We start from the raw sequence: 26,936 nt of genomic DNA, 5'->3' as shown, positions 1-26,936 counted from the left end.
CCCACTCACCCCCATTCGTCATTGCGAGCGCAGCGAAGCAATCCATCGGGCCGCTCGTGCGGCGCTATGGATTGCTTCGTCGGCTTCGCCTCCTCGCAATGACGAAGAGGGAGGGCGCTCAGAGAGAGGCCCGGTACCCCTCACCCATTCCCCGCGGCGGGGGCGTCGGGGCGGCGGCGAGGCGGCCGAGGGCCGCGTTGATCCGCCCCATCAGCGCCGCCTTCACCGCCCCGACATCGGATAGCGGAACCGGCGCGCTGACCGTCAGCTCCACCACCCCGGCCCCCGGCTTGGACAGGTCGACCAGCCGGGAGACGGCGACGCTGGGCTGTCCCCTTCGACTCGCTTGGGGGCAGCCGGACGGACGCGCCGGCCGCCCATGGCGAATGCATGCCGGAGCCCCCGAAATACTGAAGGCCCAAGAAAAACACGGCGAAGATCATCGAAATGCCACGAATCCTATTGAAACAATTGCCCGGTCGATGCAGTCCGACGGGACGGGGCTGGGGGAAGACGCCATGAATGCAGGTCGCTGGTCGCAGGTCTTGAGCCTGGTCGTCTTCCTCATGGTGCCGCAGGCCTGGGCGCAGCCCGCCGCGCTGCCCACCCGCCCGGATGCGGCGGCGACCATCGACCAGGACAAGTTCCCCACCGCCGGCCAGCACGACACGCTGCTGCATGTGCTGCAGCCCGGCCGCTTCTCGATCCGCGTGCGCAGCCAGAGCGGCGTGGCGCTGCAGCTGGTCGACATGCTGACCGGCCCGTCCGAGCCGTCGGGCGAGGCCGGCGCCACCGACGGGCGGCTGGACGCGCTGCTCGATATCGGCACCTACAAGCTGCGGCTGTTCGGCGCCAAGGCGGCCGAGGGGGAGGTCGCCCTGTCGGTGGCGCCGTTCAAGGACGACCAGCCGCCCAGCCTGCGGCCGCGCGACGGCGCGGTGGTGAGCGGCGAGCTGGCCGACCTGCAGCAGCGGTCCTACTGGTTGATGGTCGACGGCCCGGCGCCGCTGCGCCTGGAGGCCGCCGGCCGCGGCCTGGCCGATCTGCGCTTCTGGCTGAACGGCACCGACCTGGTGCCGCAGACCGGCCGGCTGCGCACCACCGAGCCGGTGGCGGGCCACCCGATGACCGACATCGTCTTCGAGGGCGCGCTGGAGCCCGGCGCCTATCTGGTCACCGCCTATGGCGGCCCCGCCGCGGTGTGGGCCGACGGCAAGACCGAGCAGCCCTTCCACATCCGCTTCGGCGCCTCCGACGCCCTGGCCGCCGGCTGGATCGGCGGCACCATCGGCCCGTTCGGCCGCGACCTGTACCGCATCGGCAATGCTGCCACGACCTACCGGCTGGACCTGCCGGCGGCCGCGCCGGCCGGCCTGCGCCTGTATGACGGCATCAACGCCCAATCCGGCGCCGGCATCGACCGCAAGAGCCGCGAGCCGACGGTGTCGCTGTCGGCGGGGGCGCAGAGCACCGGCGACCGCGTGCTGGAGGTGACCGGCGCCGCCGGCCAGGCCTTCCAGCTGCGCGCGATCGAGACCCCGGGCAGCCGCGAGCTGTCGCAGGCCGGGGATTGGTGGCTGTCCGCCCCGACCATCGGCTTCGGCGGCGACGAACTGCCCTCCACCCTGGCGGTGATCCGCTCCGACGGCGCCGACAAGCCCAGCATCACCGTCGCCAGCAACGCGCCGCAGATCGGGCCCGGCCTGGCCTGGCGCCAGCGCTTCAACCTGCGCGGCGCCAGCACGCTGCTGCTGCAGGTCACCGCGCCCGGCCCGGTCACGGTGCGCAGCGACGGCCCGACCATCAAGCCGGCGATCACCTATCCCAACGGGTCGCCCCTGCCCGCCCGCACCAACGGCGCCGCGCCGCAGGTGTGGGACCTGGCGGCCGGCTGGTACCTGCTGCGGCTGGACCCGGTGGGCGGCGCCAGCGGCATCCTCGACCTCACCGTCGGCCCGCCGGGGGTGGTTCCGCCCGATTCCAAGCCGATCCAGCCGGCGGCGCCCGTGGTCGCGTTCGGGCAGCGCACCGTGGCGTCCGGCCAGACCTTCTACCTCGTCCAGAACGGCGGCCCCGGCACCTCGGCCGGGCTGTCGGCCCGGCCCTCGCCGCCCGACCTGGCGCAGGGGCCGCTGACCGTGACCCAGGCGGCGGGCGAGGCGGTCACCGTGCCGCTGCGCCACCCGGACGACGGCACCCTGGTCGCCACCGTGGTCGGCGCCGGCGCCCTGGCGCTGCCGCAGCCCAAGCCGGCCGCCGACGGGTCGGTGACGCTGCAGCTGCCGCCGCCCGACCAGCCGCGCAACACCATCCTGTCCTGGCGCCTGCCGGAGGTGCCGGTGGCGAACCCGGTGGTGACGCCGCTGCCGGCCCTGACCCGGCTGGAGGCGACCAAGCCGTTCTTCTTCGACCTCGGCCGCGACACCCAGCGCAGCTTCACCCTCGATGTCGCCGAGGGCGGGCTGTACCGGGTCGAGACGCTGGGCCGGCTGAGCACCACAGGGTCGATCGCCACCGCCTTCATCGCCTCGCTCGGCGACGCCGCGGCCAATGGCGCCGGCCAGAACATGCTGCTGCAGCAGTATCTGCGCGCCGGCCGCTACCGCGTCGCCGTCGGGTCGAAGGACACCGCTGGCCGCGTCGGCATCACCGCCCGCCCGACCCCGATGCTGGGCGGCGCCGCCCTGGTCCCGGCCGGCAGCGTGCGCGCCGCCCTGCCCGCCGGCAGCGGCATCCTGTTCCCGATCGAGATCCCGGCCGATGGCGACTACCGGCTGGAGATCCTGGGGCTGAACCGCAGCTTCACCGCCCGGCTGGAGGATGCCGAGGGCTGGCCGCTGCTGCCCGCCGGCGACCTGTCGGACCTGCAGCAGACCCTGGCCGCCGGCCGCTACCGCCTGATGATCCTGCCCGAGGCGGTTGACACCGAGGTGGTGGCCCGGCTGACCCGGATCGTGCCCGAGGTGGCGCTGGAAGGTCATGGCCCGCACCCCCTGCCCTTCGATGCCGAGCAGAGCTTCCAGTGGCGCGAGCCGGACGGGCGCGGCGATCCCCGCACGCCCGACCAGTGGGACTTCGCCCTGGAGGGGCCGGCCAAGACCAGCCTGACCCTGGGCGAGGGCATGGTCGCCGACCTGCGCCGGCTGGACACGCCGGACGCGCCGCCGGTCGCCCGCTTCAGCAGCGCCGCCGCCTATGAGGCCGAGCTGCCGGCAGGTCACTATCGGGTCGAGGCCACCAGCCTGGGCCGCAACGACCGGCTGGACTACACCCTGGCGCTGCACACCGACGACCTGCAGCCGGACACGCCGCGCAACGTCGCGCTGCCGGCGACGGTGCCGTTCAGCATCGCCGCGGACCGGGTGGTCAGCCTGACCAGCTTCGGCGGCCTCGACGTCAAGGCCACGCTGCGCGATGCGGAGGGCCAGGTGCTGGGCCGGTTCGACGACCGCGACGGCGACTGGAACATCGCGGTGTCGCAATACCTGCCCGCCGGCCGCTACAGCCTGGACCTCGCCCAGGTCGAGGCGGCGACGACCACGAGCGATGAATCGAGCGACAGCTCCGACGAGTCCGAGAGCTCCGACAGTTCCGGCGACGGGTCGGGCCCCACCACCGAGCTGCGGCTGTCGCTGCCGCCGGACGACAGCGCCGGCGCCGCCGCGGCGCCGACCGGCACGGCCGAGCTGAAGGGGCCGACTGTCCACCACCTCGCCATGCCGGCGGCCGCCAAGGGCAGCCTGATGGTCGCCGCGGCCCATTCGACCGCCGAGCTGATGCTGGCGCTGGAGCGCCAGGGCCAGGACGGCGCCTGGACCAGCGTGGCGATCGACCGGGGCCTGGCCCCGGTGGTCGCGGTGCCGGCCGATGGCGACGACATCAGGCCGTGGCGCCTGTCGACCTGGACCGTCGATGGCGGCGGCGAGGCCGTGCAGGTCGCCGCCCGGATCGTCACCGCCCCGCCGCAGAAGGCCGAATCGGTGGTGCTGGCCGCGGTGCCGCTGGACGGCCTGCCGCAGACCCTGGCCGCCGCCCTGGTGGCGACGCCGGGCGCCGGGCTGAGCCAGGTCGACGACGGGCCCGACGCCCTGTGGCAGGGCTCGGTCCCCGGGCGCGCCCTGCGCCCGCTCGGCGGCACCGTGCTGGCGCCGCAATCCGACCGGGTCTGGCTGCTCAGCCGGGCCGCTCCGACGGCCAAACTGGCATTGCAGCCGCTGGCCGCCGACCCGTCGAAGGCCATCGTGCTGGACCTCGCCGCCGGCGAGACCGCGACGCTACCGGCCGTGGCGCAGACCAACAAACTGCGGGTGTGGCTGGCGCGATCGGGCGACGGCCAGCCCGGGCTGGACGCCGGCTTCGGCATGGGCGTGGCCGATGGCGAGGCCATCGCCGCGGCCGAACCGACCACGCCGCTGACCGTGCGCAACGCCGCCGGCGCCGGGGCGCTGCGGCTGGAGCTGACCGGGCTGGACGTGACCCTGGTCCCCGAGCGCCGCGCCGAGGCCGACCTGTCCGCGACCCTGGCCCCCAGCACGGTGCTGCCGGTGATCCTGCCCGCCGGGCCGAAGCGGCTGCGGCTGGACCTGCCGGCCGGCGTCGCCGCCCTCGCCCTGCGCCAGGACAACCGCGACGCCGTCACCGCCTGGGCCGGCGCCGCGCCGGCGAGCTGGTCGCTGGACAGCGACTGGACCGAGGTTTTGCTGATCAACACCGGGACGGCGCCGGCGCCGGTCGCGCTGTCGCAGATCCCGGGGCCCGCGCCGGCCTTCGACGGCATGCTGAAGCGCTTCTACGGCGCCGAGGGCATGGTGCTGCTGCAGCTGCCGCCCGACACCGGCCCCGGCCATCGCCTGGTGGTGGCCGGCGCCGCCGACGCCACCGTGATCGGCCGTGACGGCAAGGTCTCCCGCGGCCACCGGATCCCGCTGACCGGGCCGGGGACCGTGGTGCTGCGCCATGATGCCGGGCTGGTCGCCCTGTGGCGCGAGGCCAATGAAGCCGGGCCGTGGCCGCAGCCGGAGCTGCAGGACGCGCCGCTGCCGGGCAACCTGCCCCTGGCCGGCGAGGCCATGACCCTGCGGGTCCGGTCGGCCGCCCCCGCGCTGCTGACCGCCCGCACCACCGCGCCGGTGATCCTGGCCGCCGATGGCGACGAGCCGGTGCTGTACCCGGCCGGGGCCGAGTTCCACCGCTATCTCCAGGATGCGTCGCTGCTGCACCTGTTCTCGCCGCAGGACGGGCCGCTGTCGGGGTCGATCGAGCTGGTCGCCACCCCGATCGTGCCACTGGCCGAAGGCGTCGGCGACCCCGTCACCGTCGCGTCCGGCGGCACCGGGCTGTTCGGCTTCACCGTCGAGAAGGACAGCGACATCGGCATCGGCATCCGCGCCGAACCCGACCGGGTGGCCGTGCGGCTGCTCGACGCCCAGGGCCAGCCGCTGGGCGACGGGGTGGTGCAGATGCGCCATCTCGCCCCCGGCCGCTACCTGGTCGAGGTGCGGGTGCCGCCCGACGCGCCGGCCAGCCTGGTGCGGCCGGCCGTGGTCGGGATCAAGGCCCGGCCGAGCGGGCCGCCCGAGGACGTCATCCGCGACTATCTGGACCTGGCCGGGCTGGCCCCCGCCGCAAGCAGCGTGAGAGGCAAGTGATGCGCCCCCGTCATCCCTCGGCCCTTCCCCTGGCCCTCGCCCTTCTCGCGACCCTCGCCGTGCCGGCCCTGGCGCAGACCGCGCCGTCGCCGGCCGCAGTGCCGGTGCCGCTGGACCAGCTGCAGCGCGCCGACGGCGCCCAGGTGGTGCCGGAGCGGTTCCTGCGGCGCTGGGACCCGATCACGGTGTTCTTCAACCGCGACACCGGCCCCCGCGCCGGCGGGCCGGAGGACAACCCGGCGAAATACGCCACGCTGTCGCCCGACCAGGCCGGAGCCTGGCAGTGGCTGGGCCCCCGTGTGCTGCAGTTCCGTCCGGCCGACCCGTGGGAGCCGCTGCGCCGCGTCACCGTCGCCTCCGCCGGCCGCAGCACCGAGCTGATCCCGCTGCTGCCGACCCCGGTCGCCACCAGCCCGGCCGACCAGCCCGACGGCATCGCCGACCTCGACACCATCGGCCTGACCTTCGCCGACCCGGTCGACGTCCAGGCCCTGACCCGCCTGCTGACCATCGAGCTGCGGCCCCTGCCCGGCTTTGACGGCCAGGGCAGCCAGCAGCTGACGGCGCAGGACTTCACGGTCAAGGCGCTGGAGCGGGCCGACCGCAGCGCCCAGCAGAGCTATGTCGTCACCCTGCGCCACCCGATTCCCGACGGGCGGATGGCGATCCTGCGGCTGCGCCTGTCGGACGCCGCCGGGCTGGACGACCCGATCTTCGAGCTGCGACTGCGCAGCGCCGCGCCCTTCACCGTCACCGACACCGCCTGCGGCGGCAGCTTCCAGCAGGACCTGCAGGACGGCGTGCTGCGCTGCAGCCCGCCGCCCGCCTATGAGGGCGAGGAGGCGCAGCCGCCCGGGCCGCGCCGGCTGCATCTGCGCTTCTCCAGCGAGCCCGAGGCGCTGGACGTGGTCCGCGCCCGCGACGTGTTCCGCATCACCCCGGCGGTCGACGACCTGGCGCTGGAGCCCGACGGCCGCAACCTGACCCTGACCGGCCGCTTCCTGCCCGACACGGTCTACACCCTGCGGATCGACCCCGGCAGCGTGAAGGATGTGCGCGGCCGCGCCCTGTCGGGCGCCGCGACCTCCGCCCGCTTCGTGTTCCCGCCCGACCTGCCGGCGCTGGCCTGGGATGCCGGCCAGGGCATCAGCGAGCGGTTCGGCCCGCAGATGGTGCCGCTGCGCGGCCATGGCTACGACCGCGCCGACATCCGCATCCACCGCATCGACCCGCTGGGCCGCGACTTCTGGCCGTTCCCGCCGGAAGGGCTGACCACCGACGACGACACCGCTCCGCCCTTGGCCGGCAACGAGCCGTCGCCCTGGCGCGACGCGGCGCAGATCGACCGCGACGCCATGGCCGAGCGCATCGCCGCCCTCGGCTCCCCCGCCGTGTCCGAGCTGGTGCCCCTGCCCTCGCTGCGCGGCGGCGTGTCGGCCAAGTTCGGCCTCGACCTCAAGCCGCTGTTGCAGAAGATCGCCGGTGCCAACCAGCCCGGCACCTATCTGGTCGGGCTGCGGCCGATGGATGGCGGCAGCCGGCGCTGGCTGCGGCTGCAGGTCACCGACCTGACCCTGTCGACGGTGGAGGAGCCGCAGCGCATCCGCTTCGCCGTCACCTCGCTGAACACCGCCAAGCCGGTCGAGGGCGCCGAGGTCCGGCTGGAGGGCGTGCGCGACAACCAATTCGTCACCCTGCAGCGCGGCGTCACCCAGGCCGATGGCAGCTTCGTGTGGACGCCGAAGGGCGTCTATGCCGAAGAGCCGGAGATCCGCCGCATCGTGGTGACCAAGGGCACCGACACGCTGGTGCTGGAGCCCGACCAGGGGCCGGAGGAATACGCCCAGGAGAACTGGACCAGGCCGGAGGAGCCCTGGCTGGCCTGGGGCTTCGGCGACGTCGCGGCGCGGCGTGAACAGGCGCAGATCCTGTGCCACGTCTTCACCGAGCGGCCGATCTACCGGCCGGAGGAAGCGGTGGAGATCCGCGGCTTCGTCCGCTCCTATCTCGGCGGCGCCCTGTCCTTCGCCGGCGGCAAGGGCGAGGCGGTGATCAACGGCCCGGACGACCAGGAATGGCGCCTGCCGGTGACGCTGGACGCCAATGGCGGCTTCTACCAGCGCTTCGACGAGACCACCGAGGCGACGGGCGACTACAGCGTCCGCTTCGTCGACGAGGACGGCACCGAATGCGGCCAGGTGGCGTTCAAGAAGGAAGCCTACAAGCTGCCCACCTTCGAGGTGCTGCTGAACGGCCCGGATGCAGCACCCCTCGACAGCCAGATCCAGGTCTCGCTGCTGGCCCGCTACTTCGCCGGCGGCCTGCTGGCCGACCGCCCGATCAAGTGGCGGGTGACCCAGTTCCCCTACAGCTGGACCCCGCCGGGCCGCGAGGGCTTCCTGTTCTCCAGCGACTCCCGCTTCTCCGGCGAACATGAGTTCCGCTCGACCCCGGTGCTGCAGCAGGACGGCAAGACCGATGCCGGCGGGTCGGCCCAGATCACCCTGGACCCGACCATCGAGCCGACCGCCCAGCCCCGCCGCTACGTGGTCGAGGCCACGGTCACCGGCGACGACGACATGCAGATCCGCAGCACCCAGCATGTGGTGGCGCTGCCGCCCTTCACCCTGGGGCTGAAGGTGCCGCGCTACCTGCCCAAGGCGGATGCGATCGACCCGGAGATCCTGGCAGTCGACGCCGCGGGCAAGCCGCTGGCCGGCGTCGAGATGACGATCAAGCTGATCCACCGCAACTGGAACGCCGTGCTGCAGGCCAGCGACTTCAGCCAGGGTTCGGCGAAATACGTCACCCAGGTGATCGACGACACCGTCGAGGAGCGCAAGGTCACCTCGACCGCCGACGTGCAGACGCTGCACTTCGCCCTGCCGGAGGCCGGCGTCTACATCGTCTCGATCGAGGCGGCGGACAAGATCGGCCGCGCCCAGTCGGTCAAGGTCGACCTGTTCGCCGCCGGCGACACGCCGGTGACCTGGTCGCGGCCGCCGGGGCAGAACGTCACCGTCACCAGCGACAAGGATGCCTACGCCCCCGGCGAGACCGCCACGCTGGTGATCGAGAGCCCGTTCCAGACCGCCCGCGCCTTGGCCGTGGTGGAGGAGCCGGAGGGCCAGTTCCGCTACGACTGGGTCGACATCACCAACGGCTTCGGCCGCTACACCGTGCCGATCCGCAAGCAGCAGCTGCCCCGGCTGGCGGTGAACTTCCTGGTCATGCGCGGGCGGCTGCCCGGGCCGGAGCAGGCGGCCACCGCACCGTTCGACCAGGGCAAGCCGGTGACGCTGGCGACCACCGCCTGGGTCAAGGTGACCCCGGTGGAGAACCAGGTCGCGGTGACGCTGGACGCCCCGCCCAGCGCCCGGCCGGCGCAGGAGATCGAGGTCACGCTGCATCTGGCCGACCTGAAGGGCAAGCCGCTGTCGGGCGAGGCCACCTTCTGGATGGTCGACCAGGCGGTGCTGTCCCTGGCCAAGGAACAGCCGCTGGACCCGCTGCCGAAATTCATCGTCGCCCGCATGGCGAAGATGGCGGCGCGCGACACCCGCAACATGGCGTTCGGCGTGATCCCGCTGGAGGAGGTGCCGGGCGGCGACGAGGCGACGGATGAATGGGGGGTGGAGAACATCTCCGTCCGCCGCAACTTCAACCCGGTGCCGATCTACCTGCCGCATGTCCAGGTCGGGCCGGACGGCACCGCCAAGGTCAAGGTCAAGCTGCCGGACACCCTGACCGTCTACAAGCTGCGCGCCGTGGTCACCAGCGGCGCCGACCGCTTTGGCTTCGGCACCGGCGAGGTCAAGGTGCGCCAGCCGATCGTGGCCCAGCCCGCCCTGCCCCGCTTCGTGCGGCCGGGCGACAGCTTCGACGCCGGGCTGATCGGCCGCGTGGTCGAAGGCCCCGGCGGGTCCGGCCGCGCCGGCATCAGCGTCGACGGGCTGACGGTGCAGGGGTCGAAGGACCGCGCCTTCGCCTGGGACGGCGCCCGCCCGGCGCGGATCACCTTCCCGGTCTCGGTGCCCGACCCGGCGCCGGGCCAGGACACGGCCAAGCTGCGCCTGCTGCTGCAGCGCGACGCCGACAAGGCCGGCGACGCGGTCGAGATCGCGCTGCCGATCCGGCCGGACCGGCCGCCGCTGCGCCAGCGCCGCATCGTCGAGCTGGCGCCCGGCGCGCGGCAGGACCTGCTGGCCGAACCCGGTGACGTCCGCCCCGGCTCCTACTCCGCCTCGGTGGTGCTGGCGGGCGACCCGGCGCTGGTGCGGCTGGTCGCCGGCCTGAACGCCCTGGCCGACTATCCCTTCGGCTGCACCGAGCAGGTGATCGGCCTGTCCTCGGCCGAGCTGGCGCTGAAGCCGTTCGACCCGATCCTGGCCGCGGCCGGCCTGAGCGACCGCGTTTCCGCCGACGTCCAGAAGACCATCCTGACCATCGGCCGCAACACCGACGATGACGGGCTGGTCGGCTTCTGGCCGAAGTCGCGCGGGTCGGTGATCCTGACCGCCTATGCCTACTCCTTCCTGGTCCAGGCGACCCAGGCCGGCGAGACCGTCGACCCGGCGCTGAAGGACCGGCTGGCCCAGGTGCTGAAGCAGGCGCTGCGGTCGGACTATCCCCGCTTCCTCTATGGCGAGGAGATCCGCGAGCGGGTCGCCGCCCTGGCCGCGCTGGCCGCGGGCGGGGACCTCGACCCGGCCTATGTCGCGGAGCTGAGCCGCCGCGCGGCGCTGCTGCCGCTGGAATCGCTGGCGCAGGTGACCGCGATCGTCGCCGCATCGCCGGATGCCGATCCGCGCCAGGTCTCGGCCCTGCTGGACCAGGTCAAGGCCAATGTCCGGCTGCTGTCGCGCGACGGCAAGCCGGTCTATGCCGGGCTGCAGGACCGCCCGGCGGACCCGATGATCCTGCCGTCGGAGACCCGCACCCTGTCGGAAGTCATGCTGGCGGTCACCCGCGCCGCGCCGGAGGACCCGCTGCTGGGCCTGCTGCGCACCGGGCTGATCGGCCTCGGCGACGGCTCCGGCTGGGGCAGCACCAATGCCGATGCGGCGGCGCTGCGCGCCCTCGCCGCGGCCTGGGTGACGCCGAGCGGGTCGGTGCCGGTGGCGGCCTCGCTGCCCGGCGGCGAGCAGTCCGGCACGCTGGAGGCCGAGACCCCGGTGCTGCGCTGGACCACCGACCAGGGCGGGCCGATCGGCGTGGTCAACCATGGCGGCCAGACCGTGGTGGCGCTGGGCGACAGCCGCTGGCTGCCCAAGGCCCCGGGGTCGGCGGCGACGGCGGTGCAGGACGGCTTCGTGCTGTCGCGCCAGCTGTACCGAGTGCCGGCCGACGGCCCGCTCGAACGGCTGGATCCGGGCGGGGACGGTGCCATCCATGTCGCCGCCGGCGACGTGGTCGAGGAGGTCGCCGAGCTGATCAACCCGGAGGCCCGCGCCCAGGTCGCCATCCGGCTACCGATCGCGGCCGGCTTCGAGCCGCTGAACCCCAACCTGGCGACGGCGCCGGCCGAAGCAGCACCTTCGGCCGGGCCGTCGGCGCCGCCGAGCTATTCCAGCTATGGCGACGACGAGGTCCGGGTGTTCTACGACCGGCTGGACAAGGGCACCCTGACCCTGCGCTTCCGCCTGCGGGCGCAGGTGGCGGGCAGCTTCATCCAGCCGCCGGGCGAGGCCGAGATGATGTACCGGGCCGGCGTCTACGGCGCCAGCGCCGGCGCCCGCGTCGTCGTCAGCCCGTAAGGCGGGTCGGATGAAGATGGTCTCGGGCTGTCTCGAGGGAACGCGTTGTCTCTCCCGCCTGGCGGGAGAGGTCGGAAATCCTCTTGGATTTCCGGGTGAGGGCTGGCACCGGCCTCGACAAACTCCCCTCACCCGGAGCCGCTTCGCGTCTCCGACCTCTCCCGCAAGCGGGAGAGGCAACGCGTTCCGGCAGCCCTAGATGCAGCCCGTGTCTCCCCCCGCACCACCCTCCCCGCCCCGCCGCCCCTGGCGGCGCCGGATCGGCTGGGCCGTGCTGGCGCTGGTCGTCGCCGTCTCCGGCCTATTCGCCATCCAGGTGGCGCAGCGGGCGCATCTTGAGGCGCCGGCGCCGACCCCGATCCTCTACGACCGGCAAGGCCGGTTCGTCGCCCAGATCGGGCATGAGGAGCGCACCGAGGACGGCCGGCGCTTCGTCGATTACGGCTACTGGACCGTCGACCCCCTGCCCGACCGCGTGGTGCGCGCCACCCTGGCGCTGGAGGACCGGCGGTTCTGGGACCATCCCGGAATCGACCCCCGCGCCGTCGCCCGCGCCCTGTGGCAGAACGTCGAGGGCGGCCGGGTCCGGTCCGGCGCCTCGACCATCGCCATGCAGATCGCCCGGATGCAGGAGCCGCGGTCGCGCACCCTGTGGGCCAAGGCGGTGGAGGCCGGCACCGCGCTGGTGCTGACCCAGCGCTATGACCGCAGGACGCTGCTGGCCCACTACCTGCGCCTGGTGCCCTACGGCAATGGCAGCCACGGCATCGCCCATGCCGCGCGCTGGTACTTCGACAAGCCGGTGGCGGATCTGAGCTGGGCCGAGATCGCCCTGCTCTCCGCCATCCCGCAGGCGCCGGGCACCATGAACCCGCGCCGCCCGCTGGGCCTGGCCAAGGCCAAGCAGCGCGGCCAGCGGGCGCTGGACGAGCTGGCGCAGCAAGGCGTGATCGGCCCCGAGGAGCTGACCCTGGCCACCGCCCAGCTGGCCGATCTGCGCCTGCCGCCGACGCCGCTCCGGCCCGACGCGGTGCCCGCCATCCTGCGGCTGCGCCAGATGATCGCGCGCGACGGCGCCGAGGCGCTGGACCCGACCGATCCGCGGCTGCGCACCACGCTGGATCTCGATATCCAGCAGACCGTGACCGCGGCGGCCCGGCGACAGCTGCGGGCGCTCAGCCCGATGGGGGCGCAGCAGGTGGCGGTGATCGTCGCCCGGCGCGACACCCGCGAGGTGCTGGCCGATGTCGGCAGCGCCCGCTATGGCGGTGCGAATGGCGGATCGATCGACTTCAGCCGCACCATCCGGTCCCCCGGCAGCACGCTGAAGCCCTTCGTCTATGCCCTGGCGATGCAGCGCGCGCTGCTGTCCCCGACCGATGTGATGGCCGACATGCCCGAGGGCGCGTCCGGCATCTCCAACGCCGACCACAGCTTCCTGGGGCCGGTGCTGCCGCGCCAGGCGCTGGCCAATTCGCGCAACATCCCGGCCACCAACCTGCTGCGCCGCGTCGGGCTGGACAGCGGCTTCCGCTTCTTCCGCGACCTCGGGCTGCACGACCTGGACGTCCCGGCCGAGAATTTCGGCCTGTCGATGGCGATCGGGTCGCTGCCGACCAGCCTGGACAAGCTGGTGCGCGCCTATGGCGCCCTGGCCGATGACGGGATCCTGCGCGACCTCAGCTGGTATCGCGGCCAGGCCCAGGCGGCGCCGCGCCGGGTGCTGTCGCCCGACATCGCCCGGCTGGTCACGCTGTTCCTGTCCGACCCGATGGCGCGGCTGCCCAGCTTCCCGCGCTACGGCACCACCGAATTCCCCTTCCCGGTGGCGTTGAAGACCGGGACCTCCCAAGGCTACCGCGACGCCTGGGTGGTGGCCTGGTCGCAGGACTACATGGTCGGGGTCTGGTTCGGCCGGCCGGATGCCGGGACCATGCGCCAGGTGGCCGGCGCCGGCTCCGCCGCCAAGCTGGCGCAGGACGTGCTGCTGGGCCTGCACGGCGCCCGGCCGGGCGACCTGCTGGACGCCAGCTTCCCGGTGCCGCGGGCCTACAAGCCGGTCGAGCTGTGCGTCCCGGCCCAACCCAGCACCAATGGCGGCCCCGCCCCCGCCTTCTGCCGCCAGCGCCTGGTCGAATGGGTGAAGGCGGATGCGGCCGCGCCGGCGCTGATCCCGGCTGTCGCCCAGCCCCAGGCCGGCGGCCCTGGCATCGGCTCCGCCGAGCCCGGCATCGGCTCCGCCGAGCCGCCGCGCCTGTCGATCACCATGCCGGAGCAGAACGCCCGGATCTGGCGCAACCCGGAGATGCCGCCGGCGCTCGACCGCCTGGCGCTGAAGGCGTCGGCGCCGGGGGTCTCGCAGATCGTGTGGTATGTCGACGGCCTGCCCTTCCGCACGGCGCGCGGGGACGAGACGGTCTACTGGCCGCTGTCCCCTGGCGCCCACCGCTTCCAGATCCGCCTGCCGCTGCAGGACGGCGAGTCACGGCCGGTGCGGATCGTGGTGGAATAGGCCGAGAGGGCGTTCTCTCTTTTGTCATGCCACGGCTTGACCGTGGCATCCAGGGGCCGCCAGAGCGGCTCTTGAAAGCCCCTGGATTGCCCGGTCAAGCCGGGCAATGACAGTAGAGGGGCAAGGACGAGCCCCCTACCCATCCACCCGAACCACGATCTTGCCGAATGGTCCGCGGTCGAGATGGTCGAGCGCGGCCGGCAGGTCGGTGAAGGCGTATTCGGCGTCGATCACCGGGGCCAGGCCGGTGCCGTCGACGGCGCGGACCAGGTCCTCCAGCCCCCGCCGGTGGCCGACCGAGATCCCCTGGATCACCGCCTGCTTCATCATCACGGGCACGGTCGGGGCGGTGAAGTTGAGCCCGTCCAGCAGCCCGATCAGGGCGACGCGGCCGCCCTGGGCCAGCGCCTCCGCCGTCTGCGCCAGGTTGCCGCCCGCCAGTTCCAGCACATGGTCGGCGCCGCGGCCGCCGGTCACCTCGCGCACCACCCGCCCCCAGTCGGGTGTGGCGTGACGGTCGATGCCGTGGGTCGCGCCCAGGGCCCGCGCCCGCTCCAGCTTGGCGGGGTCGCCGGAGATCGCGATCGCCTCGGCGCCATGGGCGCGGGCGATCTGCACGCCGAACAGCGCCACCCCGCCGGTGCCCTGCGCCACCACGGTCTGGCCGGCCTTCAGGCCGCCGGTCTCGACCAGCGCGAACCAGGCGGTCAGCCCGGCGCAGGGCAGCGTGCTGGCCGCCGCGTCATCCAGCCGGCGCGGCGCCGCCACCGCCCAATCCTGCGGCAGCACCAGATATTCCGACAGCACGCCCGGCAGCGGCCCGCCCAGCGCCGCCCGCGGACCGCTGGCGAGGCCGTCGATCCAGCCCGGCCAGAAGGTGCCGAGCACGCGGTCGCCGGTGGCGAAGCGGGTCGCGCCAGCGCCGGCCTCGACCACCGTCCCGGCCATGTCCGAGCCGGGTGTGAGTGGAAAGTCCAGCGTCATGCCCATGCCGCTCTCGACCACCAGCTTGTCGCGGTGGTTCAGCGACACCGCCCCGACCTTGACCAGGATCTCGCCCGGCCCCGGCCGCGGGATCGCCGCGTCGACCAGGCTCAGGCCGTCGCGTCCCAGCCGGGACATCTGCCACCGTTTCATGCTCGTGCTCGTCAGGTTCTTGCCTGACCCAAATCGGGCCGCTTCAACCATAGGCGAGGCATTTTCTCTCCAGTGCTGCCGATATTTCCCATTACTGTGGAATGGAACGAACCAATCGAGCCCTGCGATGATCGATCGCCTCAACGGCATCAGCCTCTTCGTCCAGGTGGCGGAGGCCGGCAGCTTCGCCCTGGCGGCGGAGCGCGTCGGCCTGTCCCGCTCCGCGGTCGGCAAGAGCATCGCACGGCTGGAGGACCGGCTGGGCACCCGCCTGTTCCACCGCACCACCCGCAGCCAGAGCCTGACCGAGGCCGGCCAGGCCTATTTCGAGCGCTGCCGGCGCGTGCTGGCCGAACTGGAGACGGCGGAGGCCGACATCGACACCGGCCGTGCGACGCCGGCGGGCCGGCTGAAGGTCACGGCGCCGCTGCTGGTCGGCCGCCATTGCGTCGCGCCGGTTCTGCTGGACCTGGTCCGCCAGAATCCGACCTTGCAGTTGGAGCTGTCCTTCACCGACCGCCCGGCCGATCTGGTGGAGGACGGCATCGATCTCGCGGTCCGCACCGGCCCGCTGCCGGACGTCGCCGGCCTGGCGGCGCGGCGGGTCGGGCGCATGGCCATGGCGGTCTGCGCCGCCCCCGGCTATCTGGACCGGCACGGGACACCGGCCCGCCTGGAGGACTTGGCCGCCCATGAGCTTCTGGTCTATGGCCGGGCGGGGAGGCTCGCGGCCTGGCGCTTTCCCGAACCGGACGGGCAGATGCGGGACCTGGCGCTGGACGGCCGGGTCCGCTTCGACGACCTGGAGGCGATCGCCGACGCCGCGGCCGGCGGTGCCGGGATCACCTGGCTGCCGTGCTGGCAGGTCGCCGACCGGCTGTGGGACGGCACCCTGGTGCAACTGTTCGCCGACCACCCGGGCTTCACCTTCGATGTCCATGCCCTGTGGCCGCAGAGCCGGCACCTGCCGTCGAAGACCCGCGCGGCCATCGACGCGCTGGCGGCCCGGCTGCCCGCGATGATGGACGCCGGGCCAGCCTGAGCGGTCACGCCCTGGTTGGATCGGGGGCCGGGCTCGGTGCCGGATGCGGTTCCGGCGCGGCCTCGGTTTGATGCTTCGCCGCGATCAGCATGTAGACCGCCGGCACCACGAACAGGGTGAACAGCGTGCCGATGGCCAGACCGCTGGCGATCACCAGCCCCATGTTGAAGCGCGACACCGCGCCGGCCCCGGACGCCATGATCAGCGGCACCACGCCCAGCACCATGGCGCCGGTGGTCATCAGGATCGGGCGCAGCCGGATGGCGGCGGCGCCTTCGATCGCCTCGCGCTTGGTCTTGCCCGCCTTCTGCAGGCCGTTGGCGACCTCGACGATCAGGATGCCATGCTTGCTGATCAGCCCCATCAGCGTCACCAGCCCGACCTCGGTGTAGATGTTCATGGTGGCGCCGCCGACCCCGACGCTGATGAAGGCCAGCGCCCCGGCGATCGACATCGGCACCGAGACCAGGATGATCAGCGGGTCGCGGAAGCTGTTGAACTGGGCCGCCAGCGCCAGGAAGATGATGATCAGCGCCAGGGCGAACATCTGCACGATGCCGCTGGATTCCTGGACCGTCTGCCGCGACAGGCCGCCGTAATCCACCGAATAGCCCTGCGGCAGCGTCTGGGCGGCCAGGGTCTGTAGCGTGGCGAGAGCCGTGCCCTGGTCGACGCCCGGGGCGGCGACGCCCTGGATCGTCGCAGAGTTCAGCTGCTGGAAATGGGCGATCGAGCGCGGCGCCGCCTCGGACTTGATGGTGGCGATGGCCGAGAGCGGGATCTGCGTGCCGTTCACCTCGGCGATCGGGTAGTCCAGGATCTGGGCGCTGTTGAGGCGCGAGCGCTGCTGCACCTGCGGGATCACCTGGTAGGACCGGCCGTCGATGCTGAAATAGTTGACGAATCCGCCGCCCAGGATGGTGGCCAGCGCGTTGCCTACATCGCTCATGGTCAGGTTCAGCTGGGCCGCCTTGTCGCGGTCGATCACGATCGCGTCCTGCGGCTTGTCGATCTGCAGGTCCTTGGTCAGGAAGATGAACTGGCCGCTCTTCAGCGCCGCCTGCAGGAAGGTGTTGGAGACGTCGTTCAGCTCGCCGAAATCATTGGTGGTGCCGATCACGAACTGGATCGGCAGGCCGTTGCTGCCCGGCAGCGGCGGCAGCTGGAAGGCCACGCTCTGCGACGCCGCGATCTTGGCGATGTCGCCCTGCAGCAGGGGCTGCAGCGCGCCGGCGGTGCGGGTGCGCTGGTCCCAGGGCTTCAGCGCCGCGATCTGGATCGAGGTGGCGGTGGAATCGATGCCGAGGGTGTGCTGGACCTCGGGATAGCCCTGCATCGCCTGGATCACCTGGCCCCCGTTCGAGACCTTCTGCTCCAGCGTCGCCTGCGGCGGGTTGGTGGTCGAGACCAGCACGGCGCCCTGGTCCTCGCTCGGCGCCAGCTCGGTCTGCGCCCCGGCGTAGAGGAAGTAGATGCTGCCCAGCACGATGGCGGCGAAGACCAGCGTCACCGGCACCGTGTTCAGGCTGCCGTGCAGCAAGTATTTGTAGGGGCGCAGGATCTGGTTGAAGCGCCGGTCGATGAAGTCCTGCAACCGCTCCTCCCAGCCGCTGCGGTCCTCCAGATGGGCCTTCAGGATGCGCGAGCACATCATCGGGGTCAGCGTCAGCGCGACGATCATCGACACGGCGACGGCGCCGACCAGGGTGAAGGCGAATTCGGTGAACAGCGCGCCGGTCAGGCCGCCCTGGAAGCCGATCGGGACATAGACCGCGATCAGCACGACGGTCATGGCGATGATCGGCCCGACCAGTTCATGCGCGGCGTCGATCGCCGCCTGCATGGGTTTCGCCCCCTCCTCGATATGGCGGTTGACGTTCTCGACCACGATGATCGCGTCGTCGACCACCAGCCCGATCGCCAGCACCAGCGCCAGCAGGGTCAGGAGGTTGATGGAGAAGCCGAACACCAGCATCATCGCGAAGGTGCCGACCAACGACAGCGGGATCGCCACGATCGGGATGAAGACCGAGCGCGGCGAGCCGAGGAAGGCGAAGACCACGAAGATCACGATCGCCAGCGCCTCGACCAGGCTGGTGACGACCTCGGTGATCGAGCTGCTGACGAAGGCGCTGGAATCGTAGATCACCGCGGCGTTCAGCCCGTTCGGCAGCTGGGCCTTGATCGCCGGCATCGCGGCGTTCACGCCGGCGACGACGTCGAGCAGGTTCGCGGTCGGCGCCACCTGGATGCCCATGAACACGCCGGGCTTGCCGTCGAAGCTGGACTGGCTTTCGTAGTCCTGGGCGCCGAGCACGACATTGCCGACATCCTTCAGCCGGATCACGGCGCCGTCGACCTGCTTGACCACGAGGTTGCGGAACTGCTCGACATCATGCAGGTCCGTGGTCGCGGTCAGCGTGATCTGGGTCATCGTCCCCTTGGTGTTGCCGACGCCCGAGATGAAGTTGTTGGCGGTCAGCGCAGTGTTGACGTCGCTGGCGGTCAATCCGTAGGAGGCGAGCTTGTCGGGGTCGAGCCAGACCCTGAGCGCGAAGATCTTGGGGCCCAGGATCTCGGCGGTCTGCACCCCCTGCACCGCCTGCAGCTTGGGCTGCACCACGCGTGTCAGGTAGTCGGTGATCTGGTTCGCCGCCAGCAGGTCGCTGTTGAAGCCGATATACATGGCGTCGATGGTCTGGCCGACCGCCAGGGTGATGGTCGGCTGCTGCGCCGCCGGCGGCAGCTGGTTGATGACCGAATTGACCTTGGTGTTGATCTCGGTCACCGCCGCGTCGGAATTGTAGTTCAGCAGCAGGTTGACGGTGATGATCGAGGTGCCGCTGGTGCTGGTCGACGTCATGTAGTCGATGCCGTTCGCCTGGGAGATGGCGTTTTCCAGCGGCGTGGTGATGAAGCCGGCCACCACGTCGGGGTCGGCGCCGAAATAGGTGGTGGTGACGGTCACCACCGCGTTCTCGGTCTTGGGGTACTGGCGGATGGCGAGCGAGTTGAAGGACTGGTAGCCGATCACCACGATCAGCAGGCTGACCACCAGCGACAGCACCGGGCGCCGGATGAAGATCTCGGTGATGTTCATGGCGCGCGCCTCAGCTCGGGTCCGCCGGGGCGGCGTTGGGGTTGCTGGGCGGCGTCACCGCGTTGTTGACCGTGACCGGCGACCCGTTCTGCAGCTTCAGCTGGCCCGAGGTGACGACGGTCTGGCCCGCCTCCACCCCCTTCAGCACGGCGATCTGGTCGCCGCGGGTGCCGCCGGTGGTGACGAAGGTCTGGTTGGCCACCTGCTGCTTCTGGCCGTTGGCGTCCTTCTCGGTGACCAGGAAGACGACGTTGCCATAGGGGTTGATGGTCACCGCCGTCGCCGGCAGCGTGACGTATTGCTGCGGCGCGCCGACGCCGATAGAGACCTTGCCGAACATGCCGGGCAGCAGCTGGTGGTCCGGGTTGGCGAAGCTGGCCCGCACCGTCAGGCTGCGGCTTGATGTGTCGACCACCGGGCTGATCGCGATGATCTTGCCGTCGAAGCCCTTGCCCGGCCAGGTGTCGACCGTCGCCGTCACCGCCTGGCCGGTCTTGATCTGCGCCAGCGCCTGCTGCGGCAGGGTGAAGTCGAGCAGGATCGGGTCCAGAGCCTGCAGCGTCACCATGGTGGTGCCGGGCGACAGATACTGGCCGAGATCGACCTGGCGGGTGCCCAGCCGCCCGGCGAAGGGCGCCTTGACCGTCTTCTCGTCGATCAGCGCCTGCTGCCCCTCGACCTGGGCCCTGGCGCTCTTCAGCGTCGCCAGGTCGCTGTCGACCGTGGCCTGGCTGACGCCCTGGGCCTTGAGCTGCCTGAGGTCGCGGTCATAGGTGACCTGGGCGTTGTCGGCGGTCGCCTGCAGCTGGTGCAGCGTGGACACGTCATTGTCCAGCCGCAGCTGCACCAGCACCGCGCCGGCCGCGACGTCCTGGCCGTCGGCGAAGCTGAACGAGTCGACGATGCCGGCGGCCTCGGACGACAGGTTGGCGCCGTTCAGCGCGCGGAAGCTGCCCACCGCCTGCAGCGAATCCTGCCAGTCCGCCTTCGCCGCCACGGTGGTGGACACGGTCTGGGCCGGGTTGCTGCGCGATGCCAGGACCTGCGCGATGATATGCGACTTGAAGACCTGGAAGCCGAAGATGCCACCCAGGATGACCCCGATCACCACCAGCATGACGACCATGCGCAGGGTCATCGAAAAGGCTCTGCTCTTTGCCATCGTCTCGTCCGTGATTACTTCGGCAGGCTGGGGGTCGGCTGGGTGGCGCCGGCGGGCGTGTCGGTCCGGTTCCACCAGCCGCCGCCCAGGGCCTGGAACAGCGCGGCGGTGTCGCTCAGCCGCGCGGCCTGGGCCTGGATGCGGCTGATCCGGGCGTTGAGCAGGTTGGTCTGGGCGGTCAGCACGGTGGCGTAGTCGGTGGCGCCGGCCTGGAACTGGCTGCGGGCGATGGTGAGGCTGCGCTGCGCCGCCTGCTCCGCCGCCAGCTGCGCCTTCAGCGTATCGGCGTCGAACTGGATGGCGTGCAGGGCGTTGGCGACGTCCTCGAACGACGACAGCACGGTGCTGCGGTACTGCGCCGCCGCCACGTCGAAGCCAGCCTCGGCCGCCCGCTTGTCGTGCAGCAGCGTGCCGCCGTCGAAGATGGTTTGGACGATGCTGCCGGCCAGGCTCCAGGCCACCGTGCCGGGCGAGAACAGGTCGCCGAAGCTGCTGGCGGTGCTGCCGTAGCTGGCGCTGAGCGAGATCTGCGGCAGCATGTTGGCGATGGCCACGCCGATCTTGGCGCTGGCCGCGTGCAGCTGCGCCTCCGACGACCGGATGTCCGGCCGCTGCTCGACCAGTTTCGACGGCAGGCTGAGCGGCAGGTCGGTCGGCAGTTGCAGCGAGGACAGCTGGAAGTCGTCGCCCGAGATCTCGCTGGGGAAGCGGCCGAGGAAGACGGCGAGCTGGTTGCGCTGCTGCGCCAGCTGCTTCTGCAGCGGCGGCAGCGTCGCCTCGGTCTGCGCCACCACGGCCTGCTGCGACGCCACATCGGCCTGGGAGATGCCGCCCGCCGCGAATTGCTGCTGCAGGATGCCGAGGAAGGACCGCTGGGTCTTGATGATGTCCTGGGTCGCGTCGATCTGCGCCCGCAGCGACGCCTCCTGGATCGCGGCGACGACCACGTTGCTGCTGATGGTGAGGTAGCTGGCCTCGAGCTGGAACTGCTCGAAATCGGCCTGGGCCTGCAGCGATTCGATGTTGCGCCGGGTGCCGCCGAACACGTCGAGGTCGTAGGACACGTCGAGCGAGGCGCTGGTGACGTTGAAGACCGAGGTCACCGTCCGGGTGCCGGTCGCGGTCGATGCGGTGCTGTTGCTCTGCTGCCGGGTGGCGGAGCTGGAGCCGCTGATGGTCGGGAACAGCGCGCCCTGCCCGGCCGCGACATTCTCCTGCGCCTGGCGCAGCGAGGCCTGGGCGGCCTGGAGGTCCGGATTGGCCCGCAGCGCCTCGGCGATCAGCCGGTCCAGCGAATCCGACCGGAACACGCGCCACCAGTCGCCGGGAATGTCACGGCCGTTCTGGATGCGCTGCGCCGCACCACCCGCCACCTTGGCCGAAGAGGTCTCGGCCAGCGGCGTGCCGGGGGTGTATTGGCTGACACCAGGCGCATCCGGACGCTGGAAATCGGGGCCGACCGCGCAGGCCGCCACGAGCAGGACGGACAGCGAGGTGGCGCCCCGGAGCAGATGAGTTTTCAAGATCGCGGCAATCGGTCTTTGCAGTGAAGGCAGGAAGAAACCATCGGGCCGGCCCGGGCGTGGGGGAACGCCGGGCCGGCCCGACCGGTCCGTCAGCCGGCGTCGGGGGTCGGATGGGGGGCATCCGGCAGTGGCAGACGCGGCGGTTCGGACGGACCGGATCCGAAGAAGGGCAGGCCGGGGCGCGGGGCATCGATGCGGTCCGAGGCATTGGCGGAGGCACCGGGGGCGGCGAAGGCCGGGCCGGTCAGGCCGGTGATCGCGCTGGCGGTCAGCCCGATCACGCTGGCCGTCGCGACGCCGATGATGACGACGGTGGATTTCATCTGCGACCTCGCTGGAGTTGCTGTCGGCCAAGCGACGCTAGGCGCGGTCTGTTGCTGCGCTTCGTCGGCGTGTTGCCGAAGATGAACCGGGCAATCAAATTGATGTCCGAACGTTGCCGGCCGGGAATCGGCAACACTCCGTTGCAAAAAACCCATCGCGCTGCGGGGCCGCGGCCGTAAAGATCACGCCAGCACTGACCGGCCACATATTCCATGCAGACTTCGCCCCACATCCTCGTCGTTGACGACGACCCCGAGATCCGGCGGCTGCTGGGCCGCTATCTCGACAGTCAGAACTTCCGCGTCACCCTCGCCGCCGACCGGCGCGACTGCGAGGAGGCGATCGCGGCCGGCCGGATCGACCTGGTGGTCCTCGACGTCATGCTGCCCGACGGCTCCGGGCTGGAGATCTGCCGCGACCTGCGCCAGCGCCGGGCGCATCTGCCGGTGATCCTGCTGACCGCGCTGAAGGAGGATGTCGACCGCATCATCGGGCTGGAGATCGGCGCCGACGACTATATCGGCAAGCCGTTCAACCCGCGCGAGCTGGTGGCCCGGATCCGCGCCGTGCTGCGGCGGAGCGCGGCGGCGCCGGAGGAGGCGCCGGCCACCGCCGGGCGCTACCGCTTCGCCGGCTTCACCGCCGACCCGTCCGCCCGGCGCGTCACCGATGCCGGCGGCGAGGAGGTCGTCCTGACCGGCGCCGAGTTCGAGCTGCTGGTCGCCTTCCTCGACCGGCCCGGCCGGGTGCTGTCGCGCGACCAGCTGCTGGACCTGACCCAGGGCCGCGAGGCGGAGCCGCTGGACCGGTCGATCGACGTGCTGGTCAGCCGGTTGCGCCGCAAGCTGGGCGACGAGGGGCCGTTCCACATCTTCAAGACCGTGCGCAACGGCGGCTACCAGCTGGCGGTCGCGGTCGAGCAGCAGGGCGACGCGGCGTGAACACGCTGCGGGCCCGCATCACCCTGCTGCTGGTGATCGCCATCATCGCCGTCGTGGGCATCGCCAGCTTCGCCGCCGTCAGCCTGCTGCGCGGGCCGTCGCCGGAACGGACGATCGACCCGCTGGTCCGCCAGGTGCGGCTGATCGCCGACCTGGTCGAGAACGGCATCGGCCCGGTGAGCGCCCCCGGCCGCGTGGCGGATTTCGAGCTGCACCCCATCCCGGGGCCGGGCGAGCCGATCGAGCGCTTCGCCGACTACCTGCAGGACGCCATGCGCAAGACCGGGCCCGACCTGCCGCTCAGGGTGACCCGGCCCAGCCCCGAATCGCCGCCGATGCTGTCGGTGCAGATCGACCCGCAGCGCTGGCTGTGGCTGACCATCTCCGACGTGCCGGTGCCGCAGGGCGTGCCGCTGGCCTTCGCCGGCTGGATGGTGCTGCTGGTGCTGGGCGCGATCGGCATCGCCCTGGTGGTCGCCGGCAAGCTGATCCGGCCGTTGGCGCTGCTGGAAAGCACCATCGCCCGCATCGGGCCGGACGGCATCCTGCCCGAGCTGCCGGAGACCGGGCCGGCCGAGATGCGCACCACCGCCCGGACCCTGAACCGCCTGTCGGCCCGGCTGCGCGCGGCGATGGAAAGCCGGATGCGCCTGGTGGCGGCGGCGGGGCACGATCTGCGCACGCCGATGACCCGGATGCGGCTGCGCGCCGAGTTCCTGCCGGAGGAGGACCAGGCCGCCTGGCTGAAGGACCTCGACGAGCTCGACCGCATCGCCGACAGCGCCATCCGCTTGGTGCGCGAGGAGGTCGACGGTGGTGACACCGAGCCGCTGCGCCTGGACCGGCTGGTCGAGACGGTGTGCACCGAGCTGGCCGAGCAGGCGCTGCCGGTGGCCCTGACCCGGGCCGAGCCGCTGCTGATCAAGGCCGGGCCGCTGGCGCTGAAGCGGGCGCTGCGCAACCTGATCATCAACGCCGCCACCCATGGCAAGGGGGCGGAGGTGACGCTGGCGGCGGTCGGCGGCGAGGCCCGCATCACCATCGCCGACCGCGGCCCCGGCATTCCCCCGGCGCTGCTGACCCAGGTGTTCGAGCCGTTCTTCCGGGTCGACTTCGCCCGGCGCCAGACGGTGCCCGGCGCCGGGCTGGGCCTGGCCATCGCCAAGGAGATCATCGACCGCAGCGGCGGCCGCATCGTGATCGAGAACCGCGCCGAGGGCGGCCTGGTCCAGACCGTGATCCTGCCCCGCGGCGGCGCCGCGGGCTGACCGCAGGGCTGCTCCCGGCCAATCGCCGACCGCGCCGGCCGCCCCAGCCGCTAGGATGGGCAGCGACTCGCGCGGGACGAACCATGCGCGGGCGGGAGGAAGCACCGAGCATGTCCCTGACCCAGTCCGAGGTCCGCACCATCGTCATCGGCGCGTTGCTGGCGATGTTCCTGTCGGCGCTCGACCAGACCATCGTCGCCACCGCCCTGCCCTCGATCGGCCGCGAGCTCGGCGATTTCGAGCTGATCTCCTGGGTCGTCACCGTCTATCTCCTGACCTCGACCTGCGCCACGCCGATCCTCGGCAAGCTCAGCGACCTCTACGGCCGCCGGCCGCTGCTGCTGATCTGCCTGTTCGTGTTCCTGGGCGCGTCGGTGCTGTGCGCCCTGTCGACCTCGATGGTGATGCTGATCGCGGCGCGGGCGGTGCAGGGCCTCGGCGGCGGCGGGCTGCTGACCCTGGCGCAGACGGTGATCGCCGATGTGGTGGCGCCGCGCGACCGCGGCCGCTACGCCGCCTATTTCGCCACGGTCTGGGCCGGGTCGGCCCTGATCGGCCCGACCCTGGGCGGCGTCCTGACCCAGTATGTCGGCTGGCCCTGGATCTTCTGGATCAACCTGCCGCTGGGCGCGCTGGCGCTGGTCACGGTCGACCGGGCGCTGCGCAAGCTGCCGGTGCGGCGGGTCCGGGCGCCGATCGACTTCGCCTCGATCGGCCTGCTGACCTTCGGCACCACCGCGCTGCTGCTGGGCCTGTCCTGGGGCGGCACCACCTTCCCCTGGCTATCGCTGCCGATCGTCGTCGCGCTGGTGGCGGCGGCGGCCGGCGGCTGGCTGTTCTTCCGCCGCCAGGCCCGGGCCGACGAGCCGATCCTGCCGCCGCGCTTCCTCGGCGACACCGTGGTCGGGCCGGTGCTGGCGGCGGTGTTCCTGGCCTTCGGCGGCTATCTCGTGCTGGCGGTGCTGGCGCCGACCTACCTGCAGGTGGCGCTGCGGGCCCCGGTCGGCGAGGTCGGGCTGATGATGATCCCGCTGATGCTGTCGACCACCATCACCGCGTCGCTGTCCGGCCGCTACGTCACCCGCACCGGCACCTACCGCCGGCCGCCGCTGATCGGGCTGCCGGTGGCGATCGTGGCCCTCCTCGCCCTCGCCGCCGTGGCCGAGCACGCCACGCCGCTGGTCGCCTCCGGCCTGCTGATGGTCGCGGGCTTCGGCGTCGGCCCGATCTTCCCGGCCAGCATGGTGGCGGCGCAGAACGCGGTCGCCGGCCGCGACCTCGGCGCGGTGACCGGCGCCATCGGCTTCTCCCGCGCCCTGGGTGGCGCCATCCTGATCGCCGCGGCCTCGGCCCTGGTGCTGGGCCTGATCGTCGCCTGGGTGCCATCGGTCGGCACGGTCTCGGGGCTGGAGGATCTGGTGCGCCGCCCGGTCACCGACACCGAGCGCACCGACATCGCCCGCGCCTTCGCCATCATGTTCGCCGCGGTGGCCGCGGTCTTCGCCCTCAGCCTCGTGATCTACATGCGGGTGGCGCACCGGCCCCTGCGCGAGCGGCCGGACATGGGCGCCGGGGCAGAACCGCTCTAGCCGCGCGGCGCCCAGATCGGCTCGACCGCGAAGCGCTCGACCAGGAAGTCCACCACCGCCCTGACCTTGGGGGCGAGGTTGCGGTTGTGCGGCCAGACCGCGTAGATCGCGCCGAACGGGTTCTCGTATTCGGTCAGCAGCGGCACCAGGCGCCCGGCGGCGATGTCGGGGCCGACCAGGAAGTCGGGGGGCATCGCCAGGGCCACGCCCGCGCGCAGGGCCGCCATCATGACCTCGGCGCTGTTGACCCGCAGCCGGCCGTCGACCCGCACCGTCTCCAGCCGCCCGTCCGGCCCGACGAACTGCCATTCCCCCTGGTCGGCGGCGTAGCTGTAGAGCACGCAATCGTGCCGTGCGAGGTCGGCCGGGGTCTTCGGCACGCCATGGCGTTCGAGATAGGCGGGCGCGGCGCAGACCAGCCGCCGGCAATGGGCCAGGCGCCGGGCCACCAGGCTGGAATCCTGCAGCTTGGTGATGCGGATCACCAGGTCGAAGCCCTGGGCCACGACATCGACGAAATGGTCGTCGAACACCGCATCGATCCGCAGCTCGGGCCAGCGCACCAGCATCTCCGGCACCAGCGGCGCGATGTAGTCGCGGCCGAAGCTGGCCGGCGCGTTGAGGCGCAGCAGGCCGCGCGGCTCGGTCGACAGGTGGCTGATCGCCCGCTCCGCCTCCTCCACCTCGCGGGCGACGCGGACGCAGCGCTCGTAGAAATCCTGGCCGGCATCGGTCGGGCTGAGGGTGCGGGTGGTGCGGTTCAGCAGCCGGGCGCCGAGCCGGTCCTCCAGCTTCGCGATCTGCTTGCTGATTGCGGATTTCGACAGGCCGAGCCGCACCGCCGCGGCCGAGAAGCTGCGGCTGTCGACGACCTGGGCGAAGATGATCATGGCGCCGGGCATGTCCATGGCGCGCAGGGTCTATGAGGCGA

The 26,936-nt window shown here is 72.1% G+C and carries 13 protein-coding genes; 7 read left to right on the top strand and 6 right to left on the bottom strand.

From position 1 onward, the window contains the following. The first annotated feature begins 518 nt into the window (after nucleotides 1–518). The 3 genes from E9232_RS17990 to E9232_RS17980 all read left to right on the top strand — a co-directional run bounded on the left by E9232_RS17990 (nucleotide 519) and on the right by E9232_RS17980 (nucleotide 13,916). Nucleotides 519–5,648: a hypothetical protein gene (locus tag E9232_RS17990; RefSeq protein ID WP_309796055.1), complete on the top strand. Its 5,130-nt coding sequence runs from the start codon at nucleotides 519–521 to the stop codon at nucleotides 5,646–5,648. After that, nucleotides 5,648–11,404, top strand: coding sequence for an alpha-2-macroglobulin (locus E9232_RS17985; RefSeq protein WP_309796053.1), 5,757 nt, complete (start codon nucleotides 5,648–5,650; stop codon nucleotides 11,402–11,404). The genes E9232_RS17990 and E9232_RS17985 overlap by 1 nt, the downstream gene beginning before the upstream one ends. 199 nt (nucleotides 11,405–11,603) lie before the next feature. Beyond that, on the top strand, nucleotides 11,604–13,916 hold the full coding sequence (locus E9232_RS17980; protein ID WP_309796051.1) for a transglycosylase domain-containing protein: 2,313 nt from the start codon (nucleotides 11,604–11,606) through the stop codon (nucleotides 13,914–13,916). Nucleotides 13,917–14,051: 135 nt separating this feature from the next. Here E9232_RS17980 and E9232_RS17975 read toward each other — a convergent pair whose 3' ends face one another. Beyond that, nucleotides 14,052–15,053 (bottom strand): zinc-dependent alcohol dehydrogenase family protein, encoded by a 1,002-nt coding sequence (locus E9232_RS17975; protein WP_309796049.1) that lies wholly within the window; start codon nucleotides 15,051–15,053, stop codon nucleotides 14,052–14,054. A gap of 127 nt (nucleotides 15,054–15,180) precedes the next feature. On the opposite strand from E9232_RS17975, the gene E9232_RS17970 reads away from it, so the two are divergent. Further along, the gene (locus E9232_RS17970; RefSeq protein WP_309796048.1) at nucleotides 15,181–16,095 is read left to right on the top strand and encodes a LysR family transcriptional regulator; all 915 of its coding nucleotides are present in this window, start codon (nucleotides 15,181–15,183) and stop codon (nucleotides 16,093–16,095) included. A gap of 4 nt (nucleotides 16,096–16,099) precedes the next feature. Here E9232_RS17970 and E9232_RS17965 read toward each other — a convergent pair whose 3' ends face one another. The 4 genes from E9232_RS17965 to E9232_RS17950 all read right to left on the bottom strand — a co-directional run bounded on the left by E9232_RS17965 (nucleotide 16,100) and on the right by E9232_RS17950 (nucleotide 22,206). Continuing rightward, complete coding sequence (locus E9232_RS17965; protein WP_309796047.1) at nucleotides 16,100–19,195, bottom strand: efflux RND transporter permease subunit; 3,096 nt, start codon at nucleotides 19,193–19,195, stop codon at nucleotides 16,100–16,102. A 10-nt stretch (nucleotides 19,196–19,205) separates the two neighbouring features. Beyond that, nucleotides 19,206–20,357, bottom strand: coding sequence for an efflux RND transporter periplasmic adaptor subunit (locus tag E9232_RS17960; protein ID WP_309796045.1), 1,152 nt, complete (start codon nucleotides 20,355–20,357; stop codon nucleotides 19,206–19,208). Nucleotides 20,358–20,371: 14 nt separating this feature from the next. Beyond that, entirely contained in the window at nucleotides 20,372–21,880 is a 1,509-nt protein-coding gene (locus E9232_RS17955; RefSeq protein WP_309796044.1) for an efflux transporter outer membrane subunit, read from the bottom strand. Nucleotides 21,881–21,972: 92 nt separating this feature from the next. After that, on the bottom strand, nucleotides 21,973–22,206 hold the full coding sequence (locus E9232_RS17950) for a hypothetical protein (RefSeq protein ID WP_309796042.1): 234 nt from the start codon (nucleotides 22,204–22,206) through the stop codon (nucleotides 21,973–21,975). A gap of 213 nt (nucleotides 22,207–22,419) precedes the next feature. Here E9232_RS17950 and E9232_RS17945 point away from each other — a divergent pair, with 213 nt between their 5' ends. The 3 genes from E9232_RS17945 to E9232_RS17935 all read left to right on the top strand — a co-directional run bounded on the left by E9232_RS17945 (nucleotide 22,420) and on the right by E9232_RS17935 (nucleotide 26,005). Further along, the gene (locus E9232_RS17945; RefSeq protein ID WP_309796040.1) at nucleotides 22,420–23,148 is read left to right on the top strand and encodes a response regulator; all 729 of its coding nucleotides are present in this window, start codon (nucleotides 22,420–22,422) and stop codon (nucleotides 23,146–23,148) included. Then, nucleotides 23,145–24,416 (top strand): ATP-binding protein, encoded by a 1,272-nt coding sequence (locus E9232_RS17940; protein ID WP_309796038.1) that lies wholly within the window; start codon nucleotides 23,145–23,147, stop codon nucleotides 24,414–24,416. Before E9232_RS17945 ends, E9232_RS17940 begins: the two co-directional genes overlap by 4 nt. Nucleotides 24,417–24,526: 110 nt before the next feature. Beyond that, nucleotides 24,527–26,005, top strand: a complete 1,479-nt coding sequence (locus tag E9232_RS17935; protein WP_309796036.1) for an MDR family MFS transporter — start codon at nucleotides 24,527–24,529, stop codon at nucleotides 26,003–26,005. Here E9232_RS17935 and E9232_RS17930 read toward each other — a convergent pair. Beyond that, nucleotides 26,002–26,913, bottom strand: coding sequence for a LysR family transcriptional regulator (locus tag E9232_RS17930; RefSeq protein ID WP_309796035.1), 912 nt, complete (start codon nucleotides 26,911–26,913; stop codon nucleotides 26,002–26,004). The genes E9232_RS17935 and E9232_RS17930 overlap by 4 nt on opposite strands. Nucleotides 26,914–26,936 lie beyond the last annotated feature (23 nt).

The sequence above is a fragment of the Inquilinus ginsengisoli genome (genome assembly GCF_031453975.1).
Taxonomy (GTDB): Bacteria; Pseudomonadota; Alphaproteobacteria; order DSM-16000; family Inquilinaceae; genus Inquilinus; species Inquilinus ginsengisoli_A.
The sequence above is the reverse complement of the archived record's forward strand: the minus strand, read 5'-3'. Positions and strand labels throughout refer to the sequence as shown.

What these genes read in the sequence shown, in the direction of transcription:
- E9232_RS17945 (WP_309796040.1), top strand. Translation starts at nt 22,420, where the DNA reads ATGCAGACTTCGCCCCACATCCTCGTCGTTGACGACGACCCCGAGATC.
- E9232_RS17985 (WP_309796053.1), top strand. Translation starts at nt 5,648, where the DNA reads ATGCGCCCCCGTCATCCCTCGGCCCTTCCCCTGGCCCTCGCCCTTCTC.
- E9232_RS17965 (WP_309796047.1), bottom strand. Translation starts at nt 19,195, where the DNA reads ATGAACATCACCGAGATCTTCATCCGGCGCCCGGTGCTGTCGCTGGTG.
- E9232_RS17960 (WP_309796045.1), bottom strand. Translation starts at nt 20,357, where the DNA reads ATGGCAAAGAGCAGAGCCTTTTCGATGACCCTGCGCATGGTCGTCATG.
- E9232_RS17930 (WP_309796035.1), bottom strand. Translation starts at nt 26,913, where the DNA reads ATGGACATGCCCGGCGCCATGATCATCTTCGCCCAGGTCGTCGACAGC.
- E9232_RS17990 (WP_309796055.1), top strand. Translation starts at nt 519, where the DNA reads ATGAATGCAGGTCGCTGGTCGCAGGTCTTGAGCCTGGTCGTCTTCCTC.
- E9232_RS17935 (WP_309796036.1), top strand. Translation starts at nt 24,527, where the DNA reads ATGTCCCTGACCCAGTCCGAGGTCCGCACCATCGTCATCGGCGCGTTG.
- E9232_RS17970 (WP_309796048.1), top strand. Translation starts at nt 15,181, where the DNA reads ATGATCGATCGCCTCAACGGCATCAGCCTCTTCGTCCAGGTGGCGGAG.
- E9232_RS17950 (WP_309796042.1), bottom strand. Translation starts at nt 22,206, where the DNA reads ATGAAATCCACCGTCGTCATCATCGGCGTCGCGACGGCCAGCGTGATC.
- E9232_RS17980 (WP_309796051.1), top strand. Translation starts at nt 11,604, where the DNA reads ATGCAGCCCGTGTCTCCCCCCGCACCACCCTCCCCGCCCCGCCGCCCC.
- E9232_RS17975 (WP_309796049.1), bottom strand. Translation starts at nt 15,053, where the DNA reads ATGAAACGGTGGCAGATGTCCCGGCTGGGACGCGACGGCCTGAGCCTG.